19 protein-coding genes are annotated in these 18,205 nt (G+C 58.5%); 7 read left to right on the top strand and 12 right to left on the bottom strand.

All coding sequences use genetic code 11. The features are described from left to right. Positions 1 to 25: 25 nt before the first annotated feature. Positions 26 to 466, bottom strand: coding sequence for a (deoxy)nucleoside triphosphate pyrophosphohydrolase (locus tag WCA10_RS07785; protein WP_472821944.1), 441 nt, complete (start codon positions 464 to 466; stop codon positions 26 to 28). A 109-nt stretch (positions 467 to 575) separates the two neighbouring features. Then, a complete protein-coding gene (locus WCA10_RS07780) occupies positions 576 to 1,322 on the bottom strand; it encodes an HAD family hydrolase (protein WP_472821943.1) in 747 nt (248 codons plus the stop codon). A gap of 100 nt (positions 1,323 to 1,422) precedes the next feature. Between WCA10_RS07780 and WCA10_RS07775 the strand changes: the two genes are divergently transcribed. The 5 genes from WCA10_RS07775 (at position 1,423) to WCA10_RS07755 (ending at position 5,273) form a co-directional block, all read left to right on the top strand. Then, positions 1,423 to 1,905 carry a rhodanese-like domain-containing protein gene (locus WCA10_RS07775; protein WP_472821942.1) on the top strand — a complete coding sequence of 161 codons (483 nt, stop codon included), beginning with the start codon at positions 1,423 to 1,425 and terminating at the stop codon, positions 1,903 to 1,905. Positions 1,906 to 1,932: 27 nt separating this feature from the next. Further along, complete coding sequence (locus WCA10_RS07770; RefSeq protein WP_472821941.1) at positions 1,933 to 2,442, top strand: TlpA family protein disulfide reductase; 510 nt, start codon at positions 1,933 to 1,935, stop codon at positions 2,440 to 2,442. 113 nt (positions 2,443 to 2,555) lie between these two features. Further along, on the top strand, positions 2,556 to 3,623 hold the full coding sequence (locus WCA10_RS07765; protein ID WP_472821940.1) for a tyrosine recombinase: 1,068 nt from the start codon (positions 2,556 to 2,558) through the stop codon (positions 3,621 to 3,623). Further along, positions 3,620 to 4,627, top strand: a complete 1,008-nt coding sequence (locus WCA10_RS07760) for a tyrosine-type recombinase/integrase (RefSeq protein ID WP_472821939.1) — start codon at positions 3,620 to 3,622, stop codon at positions 4,625 to 4,627. Before WCA10_RS07765 ends, WCA10_RS07760 begins: the two co-directional genes overlap by 4 nt. 193 nt (positions 4,628 to 4,820) lie before the next feature. Then, complete coding sequence (locus tag WCA10_RS07755) at positions 4,821 to 5,273, top strand: hypothetical protein (protein ID WP_472821938.1); 453 nt, start codon at positions 4,821 to 4,823, stop codon at positions 5,271 to 5,273. A 116-nt stretch (positions 5,274 to 5,389) separates the two neighbouring features. Here WCA10_RS07755 and WCA10_RS07750 read toward each other — a convergent pair whose 3' ends face one another. From WCA10_RS07750 to WCA10_RS07725, 6 genes are all read right to left on the bottom strand, one after another. Continuing rightward, entirely contained in the window at positions 5,390 to 6,661 is a 1,272-nt protein-coding gene (locus tag WCA10_RS07750; RefSeq protein WP_472821937.1) for a Gfo/Idh/MocA family protein, read from the bottom strand. Positions 6,662 to 6,709: 48 nt separating this feature from the next. Next, positions 6,710 to 7,645 (bottom strand): sugar phosphate isomerase/epimerase family protein, encoded by a 936-nt coding sequence (locus tag WCA10_RS07745; RefSeq protein ID WP_472821936.1) that lies wholly within the window; start codon positions 7,643 to 7,645, stop codon positions 6,710 to 6,712. A gap of 334 nt (positions 7,646 to 7,979) precedes the next feature. After that, positions 7,980 to 8,450: a hydrogenase maturation protease gene (locus WCA10_RS07740; RefSeq protein ID WP_472821935.1), complete on the bottom strand. Its 471-nt coding sequence runs from the start codon at positions 8,448 to 8,450 to the stop codon at positions 7,980 to 7,982. Positions 8,451 to 8,535: 85 nt separating this feature from the next. Continuing rightward, positions 8,536 to 9,282 carry a Ni/Fe-hydrogenase, b-type cytochrome subunit gene (cybH, locus tag WCA10_RS07735; RefSeq protein ID WP_472821934.1) on the bottom strand — a complete coding sequence of 249 codons (747 nt, stop codon included), beginning with the start codon at positions 9,280 to 9,282 and terminating at the stop codon, positions 8,536 to 8,538. Between the two features lie 4 nt (positions 9,283 to 9,286). After that, positions 9,287 to 10,999, bottom strand: a complete 1,713-nt coding sequence (locus tag WCA10_RS07730) for a nickel-dependent hydrogenase large subunit (protein ID WP_472821933.1) — start codon at positions 10,997 to 10,999, stop codon at positions 9,287 to 9,289. A 6-nt stretch (positions 11,000 to 11,005) separates the two neighbouring features. Next, on the bottom strand, positions 11,006 to 12,094 hold the full coding sequence (locus tag WCA10_RS07725; RefSeq protein WP_472821932.1) for a hydrogenase small subunit: 1,089 nt from the start codon (positions 12,092 to 12,094) through the stop codon (positions 11,006 to 11,008). A 335-nt stretch (positions 12,095 to 12,429) separates the two neighbouring features. Between WCA10_RS07725 and WCA10_RS07720 the strand changes: the two genes are divergently transcribed. Next, the gene (locus WCA10_RS07720) at positions 12,430 to 13,170 is read left to right on the top strand and encodes a hypothetical protein (protein ID WP_472821931.1); all 741 of its coding nucleotides are present in this window, start codon (positions 12,430 to 12,432) and stop codon (positions 13,168 to 13,170) included. Positions 13,171 to 13,194: 24 nt separating this feature from the next. Here WCA10_RS07720 and WCA10_RS07715 read toward each other — a convergent pair whose 3' ends face one another. Then, positions 13,195 to 14,418 carry a glycosyltransferase family 4 protein gene (locus WCA10_RS07715; protein WP_472821930.1) on the bottom strand — a complete coding sequence of 408 codons (1,224 nt, stop codon included), beginning with the start codon at positions 14,416 to 14,418 and terminating at the stop codon, positions 13,195 to 13,197. A gap of 512 nt (positions 14,419 to 14,930) precedes the next feature. Between WCA10_RS07715 and WCA10_RS07710 the strand changes: the two genes are divergently transcribed. Next, positions 14,931 to 16,022: a PHP domain-containing protein gene (locus WCA10_RS07710; protein WP_472821929.1), complete on the top strand. Its 1,092-nt coding sequence runs from the start codon at positions 14,931 to 14,933 to the stop codon at positions 16,020 to 16,022. 49 nt (positions 16,023 to 16,071) lie between these two features. On the opposite strand, the gene WCA10_RS07705 is transcribed toward WCA10_RS07710, so the two are convergent. The 3 genes from WCA10_RS07705 to WCA10_RS07695 form a co-directional block, all read right to left on the bottom strand. Next, on the bottom strand, positions 16,072 to 16,785 hold the full coding sequence (locus WCA10_RS07705; RefSeq protein WP_472821928.1) for a LysE family translocator: 714 nt from the start codon (positions 16,783 to 16,785) through the stop codon (positions 16,072 to 16,074). 116 nt (positions 16,786 to 16,901) lie between these two features. Beyond that, positions 16,902 to 17,123, bottom strand: coding sequence for a DUF3185 domain-containing protein (locus WCA10_RS07700; RefSeq protein WP_472821927.1), 222 nt, complete (start codon positions 17,121 to 17,123; stop codon positions 16,902 to 16,904). Between the two features lie 154 nt (positions 17,124 to 17,277). After that, the gene (locus WCA10_RS07695) at positions 17,278 to 17,985 is read right to left on the bottom strand and encodes a hypothetical protein (RefSeq protein ID WP_472821926.1); all 708 of its coding nucleotides are present in this window, start codon (positions 17,983 to 17,985) and stop codon (positions 17,278 to 17,280) included. Positions 17,986 to 18,205 lie beyond the last annotated feature (220 nt).

Here is an 18,205-nt window from a genome sequence, read left to right as displayed (position 1 = left end):
GAGATGTGACCAGATGTCGCAGGAGCTACAGAAGTTTGCCGGCGGCCAGGTCGCGGATGAGCCCGCGGTCGGCGGCTAGGAACTCGTAGTCGGGGAGTTCTTCGAGTTTGACCCACTTGAACTGATGAAAAATCTTGTTTTCGAGTTCGCCTTCGAAGGAAGGCACAGAGAAGAATTGCAGGTCGACTGCGCCGCCGTGACGGTAGTTATGGCGGATATGCGTGACGCGCGATCCGATCGTTGCGGCGATGCCCAGTTCTTCTTCGAGTTCGCGAAAAAGAGCCTGTTCGGGGCTCTCACCTTGCTCGATTTTGCCGCCGGGAAACTCCCACTGCAGCGCCATTGGCTGGTCGGGGCGACGCTGGCAGATGAGGACAAGACCGTCGCGAACCAGCAACCCTGCGACTACAAAACGTAGCGCGGGACCCGGGGGGCGCGGGTTGGGTACAGGCTGCGGTTCTTCCACGCATCCAGTGTAAATGCTTTGCAGCCCAAGCCGGTGTGACCCGGGGTACGCAGCATTCTATGCTCTGAAATGACGCGCGGCCATTTTGTTGCTTGCACTTATGAACGCGCTATTCGCCGCCGATGAGGGCGGGCGATGCGATGGCTTCGCGGGGGCGGAAGTAGCCCCAGCCGCGTTTTGCGCATTCGTCGAGGAGCGCGGGCGAGGGGTTCACGGGGAATGGGTGCGCGGCGATCTCCAGCATGGCGAGATCGTGGAGCGAGTTCCCGAATACTGCGTCGGGCCGGGGAAGACCCACGCGGCGAAGCGCCGCGGCTTTTGCCGGGCCCGTGGGCACGTCGACGAGTTCGCTCGTGATCAGGCCATCGACCACTTTGACTTCGGCGGCGAGGACGCGCTCCTCGGGAATGCCGAAGCCGCGAACGCCTTCAGACACCACCCACTTGTTGGTGGAACTGACGGCCCAGAGTTCGACGTTGGATTTGCGCAACGTGTCGATCAGGGCGGCCAACTCCGAGAAGATGTTGGGGCTAACGTGCTCGCTGAAGTAGCGGGATGCTGCGGCGCGCAACTCCTTCTCGCGCAGGCCGGCGTAGACCTGAACCATTTCGCCGCAGATCCGGGCTTCGTCGACCTTGCCGGCGAGGTAAGCACGGTAGCGGGTGTCCATCCAATCGGATGTGGAGCGGGAGACGAGGCCCTGTTCGATCGACCATACCATGAAGCCGTTGCCGGAATCTCCACTCCAGAGGGTGCCGTCGCAGTCGAAGACGGCGATTTTGGGTGCGGCTTCGATGACAAGGCGTTCGAGCTGTTGTGCGGTCCAGCGGGTTACTTCAAGTTGCGCAGATGACAAGCGAATTGATCCTTTTTCAAAGTGTCCATCTCTATTGTCGCCGATCACAGCCTGACAATGCACGGGGCGTTAGAATGGACTGTGATCATTGGAGTTAATCATGAAGGGTTCCAAAATTGCCGTAATTACCTTTGCAATGATGTTGATGCCGGCGCTGCAGTCGCATGGACAGTTCTCTAATCCCGCACCGCTGAGCGCGACTACGATTTCGCAAGAGAATCTGATCCAGCCGGCGGAGCTGGCGAGGATGTTGAGGCCGGGTGCGGCGGGGCGGCCCGTCGTGTTCCAGGTTGGCTCGTTTGTGATGTTTCAGCAGGCGCATATCCCGGATTCCGGATTTGCGGGGCCTGGCTCGCAGGCAAATGGGATGATCCTGCTGAAGAAGTTTTCTGCGCCGTTATCCAAGAAGCAACTGATCGTGATCTATTGCGGCTGCTGCCCATGGAACCACTGCCCGAATCTCGGACCAGCCTATAAGGAACTGCACGATCTTGGATTCACGAACGTAAAGGTTCTGTATCTGGCCAACAACTTCGGCGATGACTGGGTGGCGAAGGGCTATCCGGTGGAAAAGGGCCAGTAGCGACAGGCTCTGCGCCGCGGGATGTGGATGCTCAATCTTCGATGGGTTCGACTGACAATTTGCATGGTGCTTTTGGGTGCGGGTGGGGTGTGCGCCCAGGCGCCTCCTTTGGACCTGGTGCATAAGCAGGCCCCGGCATTTGTGCGCGTGGATCTGGCGGGGCGGAAGATCAGGCTCAAGGATTACCGCGGCAAGGTGGTGCTGCTGAACTTCTGGGCGACGTGGTGTGCGCCGTGCCAGGTGGAGCTACCGCGGTTTGCGGAGTGGCAGAAGACGTACGGCGCACAGGGGTTTCAGGTTCTGGCGATTTCCATGGACGACAATGCGGCGCCGGTGCGCAGGACGGCGCGCAGGCTGCATCTGGATTTTCCCGTCCTGATGGGCAATGCGAAGCTCGGGGAAGCATATGGCGGGGTTCTGGGACTGCCGATCACGTTTTTAATTGATCGCGATGGAAAGGTTGTGGATCGGATCAAGGGCGAGACGGATCTACATGCGCTGGAACGCGAGATACAGACGGTTCTCCGCGAGCCATAGACGCCGCTTTCGTAGAGAAGACTGAGTTAACGAACTTGAGCCCTTGATGAAGGAGGTTCGGTAACTCCGCAAGGAAACTCAAGTCACCTCTTCAGGCGCGGATAATTGACCGTGTGGGCGTTGAAAACAATCTCGGGCTCCTGAAGGACTATCAAGCATATCTGCGGGTCGAAAAGGGGTTGCGTCCGCTGACCTGCGAGGCTTACGACGGCGATCTGAAGACGTTTGCGGAGTTTCTTGAGGGCCGGCAGGGCGTGCTGGTGACGGCGGCGCAGCAGGATGTGGCGGCATTTCTGGAACATCTGCGCGCCCATTCGATTGATTCGCGAAGCGCGGCGCGGAAGCTGAGCTGCCTGCGGGGATTCTATAAATGGCTGCTGCTTGACCGGCGGATCCATCATGATCCGACCGTGAATATCGAGTCGCCGAAGTCGTGGAAGGTGCTGCCGAAGTCGCTGGCGGAGCCGGAAGTGGCGGAGATGCTGGAGCGCGCGGCGATGATGGCGGAACATCCACAGGCGCAGGCGACGGCGCTGCGCGATAGCGCAATTATGGAACTCCTGTACGCAGGTGGGCTGCGGGTTTCGGAGATAACGGGACTCGGTACGGGCGATCTGGCGCTGGATGCGGGGCGCGTGCTTGTGCGCGGAAAAGGAGACAAGGAGCGGATTGTACCGCTGGGGCGCACGGCAGTGAAATCGCTAGAGACGTATCTGCGCGAGGGCCGGCCGCACCTGGCGCGCATCAGCACGAAGCCGAAGACGGTCCCTTCGCGGCAGGATGCGACGCGGCTGTTCCTTTCGCTGCGCGGGATGCCGTTGACGCGGCAATGGGTCTGGCACCTGGTCAAAATGGCGAACAAAGACGCAAGTCCGCACCGGTTGCGCCATAGCTGCGCGACGCACATGGTGGAACATGGTGCGGATTTGCGCAGCGTGCAGACGCTGCTGGGGCATGCGGATATTTCGACGACGCAGGTGTATACGCACCTGGCGCTGGGGCGGCTGAAGGCGGTGCATCGCGATCATCATCCCCGGGCGAAGACAAAGATGCAGGACGAGAATGCGACGAAGGGCGAGGCTGTGCAAGGAAGCTCGCTGCGCATTATTCACGGCGGCAAGGGGAAAAAGCGTGCCGCCGACCAAGGCGAAAACGCGCGTGGTGCCAAGGAACAGGAATGAACATCGCGCATGATGAGTTGGATGAACTGGAGACTCCGGCGCACATTGCTCCGCTGCCGCTCGCTGGGCTGGTGGATGAGTACCTGCGCATGCTCGAGTTCGAACGTCGTGCCTCTGGGCATACGCTGCGCGCGTATCGGCGCGAGCTGATCGGGTTTGCCGCATACATAGCGGAGCGGCACGCGGCACTCGAAGCAGTGGATCGGATCGAGCATACGCATATCCGCGCCTATCTTGGGGTGTTGCTGGAGCGTGGACTGTCGAAGGCTTCGACCGCGCGAGCGCTGGCGGCGACTCGAAGCTGGTTCAAGTGGCTGGCACGGACGGGGCGCGTCGAACAGAACGTGGCTTCGCTCGTGGCGACTCCGCGATTGCCGAAGCTCTTGCCGCGCGTGCCCTCGATTGAGCAGATGAATCGCGTGGTGGACAGCGTTGCCGGCGATGCAGCGAGCTGGCCGGCGCGGGACAAGGCGATTCTGGAATTGCTGTATGGATGCGGTATCCGCAACGCGGAATTGACGGGATTGAATCTAAACGACATTCACTGGGCGAACGAAGCGATCCTGGTACAGGGCAAGGGACACAAGCAGAGGCTGGTTCCGCTGGGTGACGCGGCGGCGCGGGCTCTGCGCGCGTATCTCGGCGAACGGGCGGCGCGGCTGACGGCGAAGGCGGCTGGAGCGAAGGGCCTCGCGACGCCCGCATTGTTTGTGAGCCTGCAACTGCGCGGGTTGGGCAAGCCGGGCGGCGAGGCGCGGCTGACGACGCGGAGCGTGGGGCGGATTGTGAAGCGGGTGGCGATTCTGCGCGGACTCTCGGCGGATGTGCATCCGCATACGCTGCGGCATGCGTTCGGTACACATCTGCTGGAAGAGGGAGCGGACTTGCGCGCGATTCAGGAGTTGCTGGGACACGAGAGATTGTCGACGACGCAGAGATATACGCAGTTGACGACGTCGCAGCTGGAAGCGGTGTACGACCGGACGCATCCGCGGGCGCGGTAGAGTTCATAGTTCAGAGTTCAGGCTCTGAAATGATCGGCAACTGTTTGCTTCATGGGATCTGATTCGCCTTGCCACTTGCCCCGTAACGCGGCTTGACCGCATAATCCTTCACATGCTTCGGACGCTCCGATCCCCTTCAGCCTCAAGCGACGATCGCATTTCTGTCCTGACAATTCGATGAGGAGGTTTCCCCATGCATCCCATGGTTCGCATCCTGGCACTCGTCGCTTTTATCCTGCCCGCTGCAGGAACAATGCCGGCGTTTGCGGCGCCGCCGACGGACGCCTGCTCATTGCTGACTGCGGCGGAAGTCAGTTCGTCGCTTGGCTCACCGGTCGCCAAAGGCACGTACGACATGCCGGGTTTTACGAAGACGTGCACGTGGACGATACCGACCGGTGGAGCAGTGACGCTGCAGCTTCAAACCCTGGATTTCTTCAACGCCGGCAAGGGCGCATTGGCGAGTTCGGAGAGGACGTCGGCCAGCGGTGTCGGCGATGAAGCCTACTATCTTGTGATGGGCTCACTGGATGTAAGGAAGGGGAGCACGGCATTCAAGGTCTCGGTCTACACCAGCGAGTTCGGGATGGACCAGCGAAAAGCGATCGAGAAAAGCATCGCGCAGCGGGTGCTTGCGAAGCTCTGAGAGGCGTCTGTCTCCTTCACGCAATTACCCATACGGCCAAAAGGATGCACCGCCGTTGACCATCCACGCCCTCGCGATCGATCCAGCATCTTCTTACTTCGCTATGACGCGGGCCTTCAGGCGAATTGATCGAGGCTGAACCCGAGCTTATAGTTTTCGCCGTGTGCGAGCAGGTCCTCCCATGTCACTTCGCGTTGCTGGAGTCCTGCCATGCGGCCAAGCATGCAGCTGAGCGCGGTTTCAACGCCGGCGGCAATCTGGTTATGCACGGGGCCGGAGACGATGCTGACGATGAACGTGCGCTCCTTGTCGCGATCGGCGAACTGGAGGTTGTCGAGGAAAGCGCCGTTGGCGGCGAACTTGCCGGAGCCGGGTGCGGTCGCAGTGATGTCCTGGTACGCCCATGCGTTGGGGCCGGTGATGGCGATGGGGCCGGAGTAAGGACATGTCGCCGATCCGCTGGCGCCGAAGAGTCTAAGGCCGGCGTCGAAGAAATTGTCGGTGCCGAACTGCGTGGATGCGAAAGAGAAGTGCACGTCATTGGGATAGGTGAAGTCGACCTGGTAGTTATCCCAGCAATCGCCGAAGTGCGTGAGGACGTTGCGACCGCCGGTGGCGGTGGCTTTGAGCGGGTGAGCGCCGAGCATCCAGTTGCAGAGGTCGATGATGTGGATGTTCTGCTCGACCAGGATGTCACCGGAGAGCGCGCGATCCCAGAGCCAGTTGCGCAGGCGGTATTCGTCGGGGCCTTCGCCTTCGCGCTTCTTCTCAGTGGAGGCGGGAGCGTTGTAGTTGCCAGAGACGGTGACGATTTTGCCGATGGCGCCGGCTTTGATTTTTTCATCCAGCGCCGCGATGGGTGGGGCGTTGCGGCACTGAAATCCCACGTCGACGCTTTGATTCGTTTTCACGCGTTTCGCAATTTCGAGCGCGTGATTCGCCTGCATGATGTCGATGCCAACGGGCTTTTCGCAGTAGACGTGCTTTCCCGAAGCGACGGCGGTTTCAAGGTGCTGAACGTGGAAGAACGGCGGCGTGGATATTTGGATCAGATCGACATCGGGGGAGGCGGCGAGTTGTTCGAAGGCATGCGGACCGCGGAAGAGCAGTTTGTTGTCGATCGCTGGCTGGCCAAGGCTGGCGTTCAGCGTGTCGAAGTGATCGCGACCGGCGGCGAGGTTATCAGGAAACAAATCGGCGAGGGCAACGATGCGGGCCGAAGTGTTCTTTGCAAACGATGAGGCGACGCCGGTGCCGCGGTTGCCGCATCCCAGCAGGCCGTGGCGTACCGCTGAATTCGCTTCATAGCCAAATGTAGCGCGTGGATTGAGCAAAAGCATGCTTGAAACTACCCCCGATCCGGTTTGCAGAAACTCCCGACGATTCATGTGTCCTCGCGTTCTTAATGCTGATTCGTTTGGTCTGGTCTCTTCGTATCAGGCCAGCACTTCATCAATTATTTTCTGCAAATACGTCTTCTCGTTCTTCACGTCTTCAATCTGCTGCGGACCCGAAGTTTCGCGCTCGATCGTGACGGCGCCGGTATAGCCAAGTTTGTGCAGCTTGGTAAAGACGGTCTTGAAATCGACGAGGCCTTTGCCGATGAGCACTTCCTCGCCGAGTTTGCTGGGATCGGTTGGCCATTTGCCGTCTTTTGCGTGGACGCTGCGGACGTGGGTGCCGAGGATGTCGACGGCGTCGACAGGGTTGGCCTTGCCGTAGAGAATCAGGTTTGCCGTATCCAGTCCCACCGCAAGATTGGGAAGATTTGCATCACGAATCACCCGCGACATGGTGGTCGGCGTCTCTTGTCCTGTCTCCATCAGGAAATACTGGCCGTTGGCGTGGCAGTGTTCGGCGACTTTGCGAATAGCCTCGACCGCCTGGGGATAAAGCGCATCGGTCGGGTCTTCGGGAATAAATCCGCAGTGGGTTTGAACCTGGTTGATGCCGAGTTGTTTTGCAAAGTCCGAAACCTGTCGGAGTGCATCAATGCGCGCAGCACGCGTCTTGGGCGGAACGAGGCCGATGGTGGAAGGTCCCTGCAGGAAGTTCCACTCGAGCGGTCCTGGCCCTACGACTTCGACGGTGGTGGCGACCAGGCGATACTTCCCCAGCAGATCCGCGATCTCCTTCGCAGCATCCGCTGTGAACTTGTTGATGTAGCCGTCGAGCGAGAGGAAGCAGTTGCTGAAGCCCATGTCGTGGACCCGCTTGATGGTGGCTTCGGGATCTCCATAGGGACTGATAAGCAGACCGAGCGCCATCGGCGGCAGTTTTGGAGTGTCGGGTTCGGCGAAGGTGGGAATCGGATGAAGTCCCGTTGAGATTGCGGTTGCGGATGCGGCAGCCAAAAACGTGCGGCGGTCCATGGAGTTCCTTTCTCTGGCACAGCTTTGGAGGAAATCTCCGTTTTGTCTAACGTTTGAAATCTAAGCGCTGAGGCTGCGTCTCTGCAAGTGCACTTCGTGCCTGACGCAACCTAAGCACCTTGCGGCCGTTTCGCCTCACGGCGCGATTTCAATCGTGCGCAACGGATGAACTGCGTCAGAACTCGAGTTCAATAATGCCGCGCTGGATGCACTGTGTCAGGACACGAATTCAATCGTGCCATGCTGGATGCACTGTATCAGGGCACGACTTTAGTCGTACCGCACTGGCTCAGGTTGACTGTGGGCTTCAGCCCCTGACAATCTTGCCCCGCGATCAGTTGGACGGAGCGTTCAGCTCTTCGAGAATCCGGCGAACGGCCTCGTCCGCGGCTTGCGCAAGGGTGGGCGACAGGTCCATCGAGATCGCCTGCCGTGGATCGATGGTGATGGCATACAGAATCACTTCACGCTCGCCGCTCTGCATGTAAAACGCGTCGAGCAGGTCTTTCACACCGATGTCGTGCGCAGTGAGGGTCGGGGGATAGTCGGCAGAGAAGCGTGGCGTAGTGCGCGTGACGGTTCCGGGTGGGTTCCCGTCGTCGGTTGCGTCAATGAGGATGATATGGCCGGCGTTTTGCAGCGGCTCCAGCAGGATGAATCCGCCGGTTCCGCCGTCGAGGCATTCCACATTTGCAGGTAGGGGAAGTTTTTCGAGGGCCCGGACCACATGGACGCCGACACCTTCGTCGCCCATGATGATATTGCCGAGCCCCAGAACCAGAGTCTTCTTCGTGTCCGTACTCACCAACACCTCGCGTCACCCATTCAGCACGACAGTCTCAACCACAAGGTAACACTCGGCTGTTGGTGTACCACCCGTCCCCATGTCCCTAGTCCCTGGGTCCCTTAGTCCCTGTGTCTGTCGGTTTCACGCGATCGAATTTCCAACCGCCGACGATCGAGGAGATGGTTCCGCGACCCTCGATGTAGTCGTGATAAAAAGCCAGGTACACATGGACAACGATGAACACCACGAAGAACCACAGGAACAGATGATGCCAGTAGCGGACGCCCATCTCCCCGCCCATGATGGGCACGATCCAGGTGAACATGCGTGGGATAAAGGAATTGCTCATGCTGGAGTAAAGCGCAAAGCCTGTAATGGACTGCGCCACGAAGGCCAGGAAGGTAAAGAAGTAGATGAATCCAGCCAGCGCATTGTGTCCCGTTGAAATAGGACCGTGCAGCTTTGTCTCAAACACGTCGGCCTTGATAACGTCCACGATCTCCTGGCGCTGCGACTTCTTCAGCGGGAAGAACGCATTCCAGCGCGCGTACTTGTTGCCCACAAATCCCCAGTAGAGACGAGCCAGGAAGTTGAAGACATACACGTATGCGCAGAGGAAATGAATGAAGCGCACCGTGCCGAACCAATACTGCTGGTACGCTTCCGCCGAATAGAACACGCGCAGCGGCGCGCCAATCAGATAGCCGGTGATGCAGAGCAGCACCAAAGCCACCGCGTTGATCCAGTGGTACACGCGGACAGGAAGCTCCCACACGTACACCCGCCGATACTCCGCCGGGCGATTGCCGTTGCTCAACTTCGTTTTTCCTACGATTCCAGTCGCACTCATAGCATCACTCGAAGGAGATCTGGTTGAGGTGCCGGCCCTGCGGATCGTACAGATGCACGGCGCAGGCAAGACACGGGTCAAAGGAGTGAATCGTGCGGATGATCTCGACCGGCTCATCGAGCTTCGCCACCGGCGTGCCAATCAGCGCGGCTTCGAACGAAGAATGCTGCTTCTTGGCATCGCGCGGAGAACCGTTCCAAGTAGTCGGAACCACGAGCTGGTAATTCTCGATCTTGCCATCCTTGATCTTGATCCAGTGGGCCAGTGAGCCGCGCGGTGCTTCCACCAGGCCTACACCCTCGGCCTCCTTCGGCCAGGTCTTTGGATCCCACTTCTCGTTGTTGAAGGTCGAGGTTTCGCGGGTCTTCACGCGCTCCATCAATTCTGCGTAAAACTCCTTCAGCCATCCAACTTCTAGCGCCGCCGAAAGTCCGCGTGCCGCCGTGCGTCCCAACGTCGAGAAGAGCGCGCCCACCGGAACACCGAGCTTGCCCAGCGTCTGGCCCACGAGTTCCTTTACCTGGGCGTTACCGGAAGCATAGCCAACCAGCAGCCGAGCCAGCGGACCCACTTCCATCGGATTGTCTTTCCACCGCGGCGTCTTCAGGAACGAATACTTCTCGTAGCCTTCCAACGTTTCAAAGGGAGGCTTTGGCCCCGTGTACTTGATTTCCGTCTCGCCTTCCCATGGATGCAGGCTTACCTGGTCGCCGCCTGCGTACGTGTACCACGACGAGGCAATGTACTCCTTGATCTCCTGCGAATCCCTGGGATTGACCGGATAAACCTGGCTCAGATCGCGATTGAGGATGGCGCCTCGCGGATACTTGAACGCCTCAGGCTTGTTGTAGCCCTGCGTTGGATACTCACCGTAGCTGAGATAGTTCTTCAGCCCGCCGCCCCACTGCGCCCAGTCCTTGTAGAACGATGCCACCGCAAGCAGGTCGGGCACATACACCTGGTTCACAAACTCATCGGCTTGTGAAATCAGCCTGCCCACCAGATTCAAGCGCTCGGTATTGATGGCTGCCACTTCATCCAAATCGATCGAGCAGGGAACTCCGCCGACGAGGTAGTTCGGGTGCGGATTCTTGCCTCCAAACACGGCGTGAATCTTGACGATTTCCTTCTGCCACTCGAGCGCATCCAGATAATGGGCGACGGCGATCAGATTCACTTCCGGCGGAAGCTTGTACGCAGAGTGTCCCCAGTAGCCGTTGGCAAAGATGCCCAGGCCGCTGGCCGCGAACGCCTTGATCTTGTTCTGCACATCGGTGAAATGGGCAGCCGTGTTCTTGTCGTAGCTCGAGAACGATTGCGCGATTTCAGCAGCCTTTTTGGGATCGGCCTTCAGCGCGTTGACAATATCAACCCAGTCCAGCGCATGCAGGTGGTAGAAGTGCACCACGTGATCCTGCACATGCTGGGTTGCGGTCATGATGTTGCGGATAAGCTCGGCCGTGGGAGGCAACGTGATGCCAAGAGCATCCTCGACGGCGCGGCAGCTTGCCATGGCATGAACCGTGGTGCAAACGCCGCACACGCGCTCCGTAATGGCCCACGCGTCGCGAGGATCGCGGCCGATGAGAATCTTCTCAAGCCCGCGAATCATCGTGCCCGAGCTGAATGCGTCGGTGATGACGCCGTTTTCCACCACTGCCTCAACACGCAGGTGGCCTTCAATGCGAGTTACCGGATCAACGACAATGCGAGTCATGGCCGCTTAGGACTCCTTCTGGTCATCGGCGTGTACTTCCGCGATGACTGCCTTTTTACGAATATTTGTAACCACGGCGTGGGTTGCAACGCCGGCTAGCGTGGCCGCTGCGACGATTGTTCCCACCGTATCTGCCGTGCTTTCGATGCCGAAGCCGGGGAACGACGAGAGGTGCCGATAGATCGGTCCGTTGTCCCAGAACCCTTCTTCGCTGCATCCGATGCACGGGTGGCCTGAACGAATTGGTGCGCTGGTGCCCTCGTTCCATCCCACAACCGAGCAAGCGTTATAGGTGACCGGCCCTTTACAGCCCATCTTATACAGGCAATATCCCTTGCGCGCGTTCTCGTCGTCGAACGACTCGACAAAGAGCCCGGCATCGTAATTCGCCCGGCGATAGCACGTGTCATGTACGCGGCGACCGTAGAACTCCTTCGGCCTGCCGAGATTGTCGAGTGCCGGAAGCTGACCCAGTACCAGCACGTGCGTCACGATCGCCATCATCACATCGGCAATGGGCGGGCATCCCGGAACATTGATCACCGGCTTGTCGACCAGCTTGTGGATCGGCGTCGCGTTGGTCGGATTCGGCTTCGCAGCCTGCACGCATCCATTGGAAGCGCAGCTGCCCCATGCCACAATCGCCGCTGCATCCTTGGCTACATCCTGCAGGATCGATTCGGCCGTCTTGCCGCCAATCATGCAGTAGACGCCGCCGTCCTTGGTAGGAACCGCGCCTTCGACCAGCACGATGTATTTGCCCTTATTGTTCTTGATGGTGTCTTGCAGGCTCTTTTCCGCCTGGAAGCCCGACGCCGCCATCAGCGTCTCTGTGTAATTGAGCGAGAGTACGTCGAGCAGGGCGTCAGCCACAATCGGATGCGACGCCCTGATGAACGACTCGCTGCAGCAAGTGCACTCCTGAAAGTGCATCCACACCACGGCCGGCTTCTCTTTCTTCTCAAATGCCGACACCACCTGGGCTACGCCGCTCTTCGCAAAACCGGCAGCTGCTGCGGCTGCCGTGCAAAACTGCAGAAATTGTCTGCGGTTGTACCCCTTTTGCTCCATTGATTGCCAGATCGTTTGCCCCATGCCCACCTCACTCACAGTCTTCACTCGCTGCGAAGGCGCCGGAATCTCCCCAGGCTGATCCAGTCAGTCAGATCACATCTGGAAGTCCAGCAAATGTACGCACAGTACTTAGCTCGAAACACGATCGGCTGTGAGCGTCGTCACAAGTGTTGCAAATCACCTATTTTGCGCGGCTCACGGACGGCAATGTGACGCCCCTCACGACTGAATGGGTAAGAAAAGAGAGCGCAACAGCTTCGTACAGTGTCCCAGCGCACGAAGATTCCCCCAGCCAAGCGTGCTAGGTGAGCAAAAGGTAACAGCGCGACTCCTGCTTTGCCGGGATATGATGCATCATGCCCATCAGCCGAATCAGGGCCCTTCCCCTGACCGCCTGCTTGTTCCTGGCGGCCGGAGTGGCGCGCGCGGAAAATCCGAATCTCTCCTCACCCGCATCCATGACCGCGCCGGCGATCGTGGAGCAGATGATGCGCCACAACCGGATCCAAGGCGAGCAACTCAAACATTATCAGGAGTTGCGGCACTACCAGGTGCAGTACAAAGGATTCTCGGCCAATCTTGTGGGCAAGATGGATGTGTCGGTCACCTTTGACGCCGCGACCGGCAAGAGCTTTCGCATTGTGTCGCAAAGCGGATCGAAGTTTCTATGCGACAAGGTTCTGAAGAAGGCCGTCGACAGCGAAATGGAAGCGGCGCACGACCAGGGCGCGACAGCCTTGACGCCTGCCAACTACAAATTCGAGCTTGCGGGCATCGAAACCGTTGACGGCAGGCCGGCATACATTCTCGCAGTCGCACCGGTAACGAACAGCAAGTTTCTTTATCGGGGTAAAATCTGGGTCGACGAAGCCGATTTCGCTGTTGTGAAGATCAAGGCGGAACCGGCGAAGAATCCTTCCTTTTGGATACTTCGTCCACAAATCACCTTTACGAGCACGAAATCCGGAGACTTCTGGCTGCCCGAATCCAATCGCAGCGAGACAAAAGTTCGCATCGGCGGCACCGCCGTTTTCACAATCGATTACGGGACCTACCAGATCGATGGTGTTGCGTCGAGCACGACGGCGACCCGCTGACGACGGGCGAGCGCTCTCAGGCAACTAAGGCAGCAATTTGCGGATCACGAACATCGTTGTCCGCTTGAGTGCCTTGCTCGTTCGCCTCCGCGGCTCTGAAGTCTCAACCGGATTGTCGGAGAAAGGCTTGGCTTCGCAGACTCTCTTGTACTGCTCGACAAGGTCGATAGTGGCGGCTCTCCAACTTGTCAGCGACGCGTGTTCCCGGGCAGTCCTTCCGAGGTCGCATCGCTTCTCCCTGGAGTCGAGCAACTCGCCAGTGATTGCGATCGCTTCATTCTCTGTGTCGAAGAGATACCCGCTGACGCGGTCCTCGATCATGTCGGGAATGCCGCCCGCGCGCGCCGCTACTACGGGAAGACCGGACGACATGGCCTCAAGGACGACAAGGCCGAGTGTCTCGGTGCGCGAAGGCATCAGAAAAATGTCGCTCGACGCGAATGCCCGAGCCAGTTCTTCTCCACGCAGAAACCCGCTAAAAACGACCGGCAGGCCCGCGAAGTGGCTTTCCAGGGCCTTGCGATGCGGTCCATCTCCCACCAGGGCCAGCCGCGCCTGAGGGAACGCCTGCAGAACCGGCCTGAGGCTTTCGATGTCCTTCTCTGCCGAAAGCCGGCCGACGTAGAGCAGCAGGGGACTCTCCGGATGCCCCTGGGTGAGGCGGGTGCGCATTTCCGGGCAGCGCCGAGAGGGGTTGAAGAGATCGGCGTCAACACCACCTGGCCAGAGAGCCACACGCTCGATTCCATGGGCTCGCAACTCGTCCAGCATCTTCGTGGACGTACACAAATTGACGGATGCCCGGTTGTGACGCAGGCGCAGAATCTTCCAGACATGGGGCTCGAGGAATCCCAGATGATAGTAGTGCAGGTATTTGGGCAGGTCGGTGTGATACGAGATCACGAGGGGGACGTGCAGCGCGCCACCATGAATTCCACCGCCGTAGTAGAGGCCTGCGATCCCCAGCAGTGCAGGCTCAGCCACGTGCAGCACGTCCGGCCTGAAATCCATCAGCACCTGGCGCATCGAGGCGCGCGGCAGGGCAAGACGGAGCTCCGGATAGAGCGGAAACGAGGAGCTCTTCATCCCCACGATGCGGCACTGTTCGAACTCCGCGAAACCGCCTTCAGGCGCGAAGATCAGTACCTCATGCCCGAGTTCCCTCAGTTGCCTGACGGTCTGACAGAGAGTGGTGACAATGCCATCGACTTTGGGGATGAAGGTCTCGGTAAAAAGGGCGATTCGCATCAGGCGGGAGCGCTGCTTGTTTAGCAGGAATTTCACTGAGGGTATCACGCTTCCGTGTGTCTCAATTCGGCGGTACCTCAGAACAACGCAAGCTGGACCGCTGGCCGCGGAAGCGTTCCAAGCGGAATGGGGTGATAGGTTTGGGGGCTAACCGCAAAACATTACAAAAAAGTCATCAACAAAACCGCCGGTCATCTGGTAGGGTTCCAAGTAAATCCCCAATGACGAATTCCGGACTCCAATAACGCCTCCCGATTTCATTGAGCATTTCGGACGTTTCATACCGTTTTCGTAATCTTTCCGGGCTCGGCAGCGATGATGCGATTGGAATCGTCATCGCATAACAACAGCGACCCGCAACTGTTCTGCTCATTGACGACCGAACCAACCGGGGCAAAAGGGGCACAATGGCCAGTTCGAGGATTTCGTACCTTTGGAACGACCCACGAGCGTCGCAGGGATTTCGAACCGGAATTTCTCTCCACAGCCACACAAACGAGTCCAGGGAGACGTTGAGCTCCCTGGCCAAGTTTGGAAATCAATACGCGTTGATGCGGCATTTGATGGCCAAACTGGAACGCAAGTCGGAAGCCAATCATGGAATGCGGGCGGACTACAAGGCCAGCTATTGGACGCCGCCGCTGACCCCCATGCGCGCCTTCGATCTTGAAAGTCAGCAGATCGAAAAGCTCGGGATGGCTTCGATCGTTTCCCTCACCGATCACGACAACATCAACGCGCCTTTAAACGTGCGCAATGTATCGGGCGCTCAGTACGTTCCGGTTTCGGTGGAATGGACAGCCCCCTATGGCGAGCAATCGTTTCATCTTGGCGTGCACAACTTGCCTGCCGCCAGGGCCACCGAATGGATGGAAATTCTCGCTGAATTCACGGGTAATCCCAGCGACGATCGACTCAAGGAGATTCTCGTAGCTCTCGACGCCGAACCGGAAGTGCTGGTGGTCTTCAACCATCCCATGTGGGATCTCTACCTGGTGGGCACGCGAACCCATAATTTTCTAGTCAACGAATTCATCCACAAATACGGTACGTGGATGCACGCGCTGGAATTGAATGGCCTGCGCAACTGGGAAGAGAATCGTAAGGTGCGGCAACTCTCTGAGCAGTGGGACATGCTGCTCATCTCCGGCGGAGATCGTCACGGCCTGGAACCGAATGCCAATCTCAATTTGACCAACGCCACAAGCTTCTCTGAGTTTGTGCACCAAATCCGCGTTGAAAAAAAGAGCGACGTGCTCTTCATGCCCCAGTACGCCGAGCCATGGAGACATCGCATGTTGCGCGCGGCCGTCGATGCGATCCGGCACTATCCCGACTTTCCGCAAGGTTCGCAAAGGTGGGACGAACGCGTCTTCCATCCCGACGCGGAAGGCGTAGTGCGCCCCTTGAGCGACCTGTGGCCCGATGGAACGCCGCCATCCGCGATGTCCTGGGGCATCGGACTCGTTCGCTTGATGGGACGAGGACCGTTCTCGCAGTGCTTCCGCACGGCGTGGAGCGAATCGCATGAATTGCGCGAAGCCCTCGGCCAGTTCGACGACCCCTCGCCCGTATCCCCCTGCCTCGAAGCGCCCATTCCCTGATCGCATTACCAGTGTCCGCCGGACCTTTCTTTTGTGGTAACGCTGCGTCTCAGTGCAGAACATGGCGCGACAGGACGACGGCGCAGAACGTAGCGAAGCCAAGAAGGATAAGGCCGAGGATCGCGTTGATGAGACGGAAGAAGTTTGGGCCGATGCGATGCGGAATGAAGCGAACGATGATGGTTAGCGTCGTAAACCAGGCCGTCAGTCCGGCGCCGGCCATCAGGATTCCCAGACCGGGGGCGCTATAGCCGAGGACTGAATGGGCGAAGGGAAGCCAATTGCCGGTGACGCAAATCCAATAGGCAATTGTCAGTGGATTGAGAATGGTCAGCGCGCCAGCATCGGCGACTTCGGCGATCAGGTGCCCGGGAATCGTGCCTTCATCCCATTGGTGGCGAGCGCTTTCATAGGCCCTCAAAGGCTCCTTGACGGCGCGGACAACGAAGTAGATCCCCAGCGGAAACAGGACGATTGTGCCCATGGCCGCCAGCACCGTCTGGAGCGTAGGGCTGGACAGGTCAGGAAGGAAGTAATCGCCCCCGAAGAGGACCAGAGAGAAAAGGATTAAATCGCCGGTGATGGAGCCAATTCCGCACGCAAGAGTATGACGCCAACCACCGATCACGCCACGACGGATGGCCAGCATATTGACGGGGCCCATCGGCGCAGCCGCCGCTAAGCCCATCAAAAATGCAGCCGAAAGCACGTGGATGTAGGAGACGAGCACCATGTCGCGGAGGATATAGGTAAGATATCCCAAACTTCACCCGGGCATTCTGTCCGGGCGGTTGGTATCGACGTCACGTTCCCTATCGGAACCGAAAGACAGATCGTTGTTCCTCTGGAATCGCCCCGCCATCGGCAGTTGGCTTGTCGCTATTTGCGGCGTATGCCGACCACCACCAAACCAACGCCACCGACAAGGGATAGAGTGCTGAGAATTGGCGAAATTGGTAGAGTGCTCTTCTCCTTGTGAGAGAGCTGAAGCGGGCCCAGATCAACGTCTCTTTTTTCGTGGGTGTAACTGAACCCACCCAGTGCGAAGCCGACAATACCAATGACAATCAGCAGAATTCCTACGACTGTGGCAACTTTCATGGAACCTCCGTTCACCTGATGAAGCGTCTCTTGTACCGGGTTTGAATCGTTGGTCCACGAGTGAGGTCTCTCGGAAACCTGTGCAAACTTGGTTCCAGATTCAGTCGGGATACCAGATTCCGGACATCGCGACTCTATGCATGGCACCTCCTGGTCATTTCGGTACGGCGATTGACACTTCATCCGATGCGGTATTGACACCAGCGAGTGTGTACTCTCCCAAAAAACGGACGGTCGCAATGCTGTCGAAAGCGACCGGGACCCACATCCCGCCCAGTTGGCCGAATTGCAACGTGACGTGGAGATTCTTGAGCCAGAATGAGGGGCTTTTCGCTGGTACACCTTCGATTCGACGGATGCGAAAACTGCCGGCATCCACCCAGATCTGCCCGCGCAAAAGGTATTTATCCTTCCGCTTCGGGAAGATCGCAAAAACGTACTCGGGAGCGGCACCGAAATTCTGTCGTCTCAGAAAAACGAAATCGTAGTTCGCGCGGTTGACCTCAGTGCTATGTACTTTCCTCACCGAATCGGTTTCACTACGCAGAAGTTCACGAACGATCTTTTCTCCCGCGAAGTTACCTCGCGCTTGAATAATCTGAAATGTCTTCTTGTCGGGGGGAACGAAACCGATCTTCGCCGTGACCTCTGAGGTTGGCTGATTGTCATAGCCCTGGAACACTTTGTATTCGCGCGTCACCTCATACGGGCGAAATTGAGCGGGGTCCTGGTGCTGGATGTCCTCAACTCGGTGCAGGATGAGGTCCAGTTCAGAAGATTTGATTTCTGCGGTGGACGGAGGAGTCACCTGGGATGAAGAAGCGAGGGTTGCCAGGAGAAGCAGACCGGTCAACGATACCATTCGTCGAGTTGATCTCGTGCGTCTCAAAACGAACCACCGATCGTAAAGGGCGCGGGAGACTTTCAAGCTTCCAAGGAGAACCGCGCCCAACTATATGCGAGAACGAATTCACCGCGCGGCGCCAAGAGCCAACGGTTCCCACTCTCATTGCTCTTGACGCAAGAGACATCCCCAGTAAGCGGCCAAGGTTCTCACGCCCGTTCCTCCGCTGGTCGAGTTG

The sequence above is a fragment of the Occallatibacter sp. genome (genome assembly GCF_049582745.1).
Taxonomy (GTDB): Bacteria; Acidobacteriota; Terriglobia; order Terriglobales; family Acidobacteriaceae; genus Telmatobacter.
The sequence above is the reverse complement of the archived record's forward strand: the minus strand, read 5'-3'. Positions and strand labels throughout refer to the sequence as shown.

Excerpts from the sequence above, each read along its gene's own strand:
- WCA10_RS07725 (WP_472821932.1), bottom strand. The coding sequence starts at position 12,094 with ATGGGGCAAACGATCTGGCAATCAATGGAGCAAAAGGGGTACAACCGC.
- WCA10_RS07695 (WP_472821926.1), bottom strand. The coding sequence starts at position 17,985 with ATGGTATCGTTGACCGGTCTGCTTCTCCTGGCAACCCTCGCTTCTTCA.
- WCA10_RS07745 (WP_472821936.1), bottom strand. The coding sequence starts at position 7,645 with ATGGACCGCCGCACGTTTTTGGCTGCCGCATCCGCAACCGCAATCTCA.
- WCA10_RS07730 (WP_472821933.1), bottom strand. The coding sequence starts at position 10,999 with ATGACTCGCATTGTCGTTGATCCGGTAACTCGCATTGAAGGCCACCTG.
- WCA10_RS07700 (WP_472821927.1), bottom strand. The coding sequence starts at position 17,123 with ATGAAAGTTGCCACAGTCGTAGGAATTCTGCTGATTGTCATTGGTATT.
- cybH (WP_472821934.1), bottom strand. The coding sequence starts at position 9,282 with ATGAGTGCGACTGGAATCGTAGGAAAAACGAAGTTGAGCAACGGCAAT.
- WCA10_RS07760 (WP_472821939.1), top strand. The coding sequence starts at position 3,620 with ATGAACATCGCGCATGATGAGTTGGATGAACTGGAGACTCCGGCGCAC.
- WCA10_RS07755 (WP_472821938.1), top strand. The coding sequence starts at position 4,821 with ATGCATCCCATGGTTCGCATCCTGGCACTCGTCGCTTTTATCCTGCCC.
- WCA10_RS07775 (WP_472821942.1), top strand. The coding sequence starts at position 1,423 with ATGAAGGGTTCCAAAATTGCCGTAATTACCTTTGCAATGATGTTGATG.
- WCA10_RS07770 (WP_472821941.1), top strand. The coding sequence starts at position 1,933 with ATGCTCAATCTTCGATGGGTTCGACTGACAATTTGCATGGTGCTTTTG.
- WCA10_RS07715 (WP_472821930.1), bottom strand. The coding sequence starts at position 14,418 with ATGCGAATCGCCCTTTTTACCGAGACCTTCATCCCCAAAGTCGATGGC.
- WCA10_RS07720 (WP_472821931.1), top strand. The coding sequence starts at position 12,430 with ATGCCCATCAGCCGAATCAGGGCCCTTCCCCTGACCGCCTGCTTGTTC.
- WCA10_RS07750 (WP_472821937.1), bottom strand. The coding sequence starts at position 6,661 with ATGAATCGTCGGGAGTTTCTGCAAACCGGATCGGGGGTAGTTTCAAGC.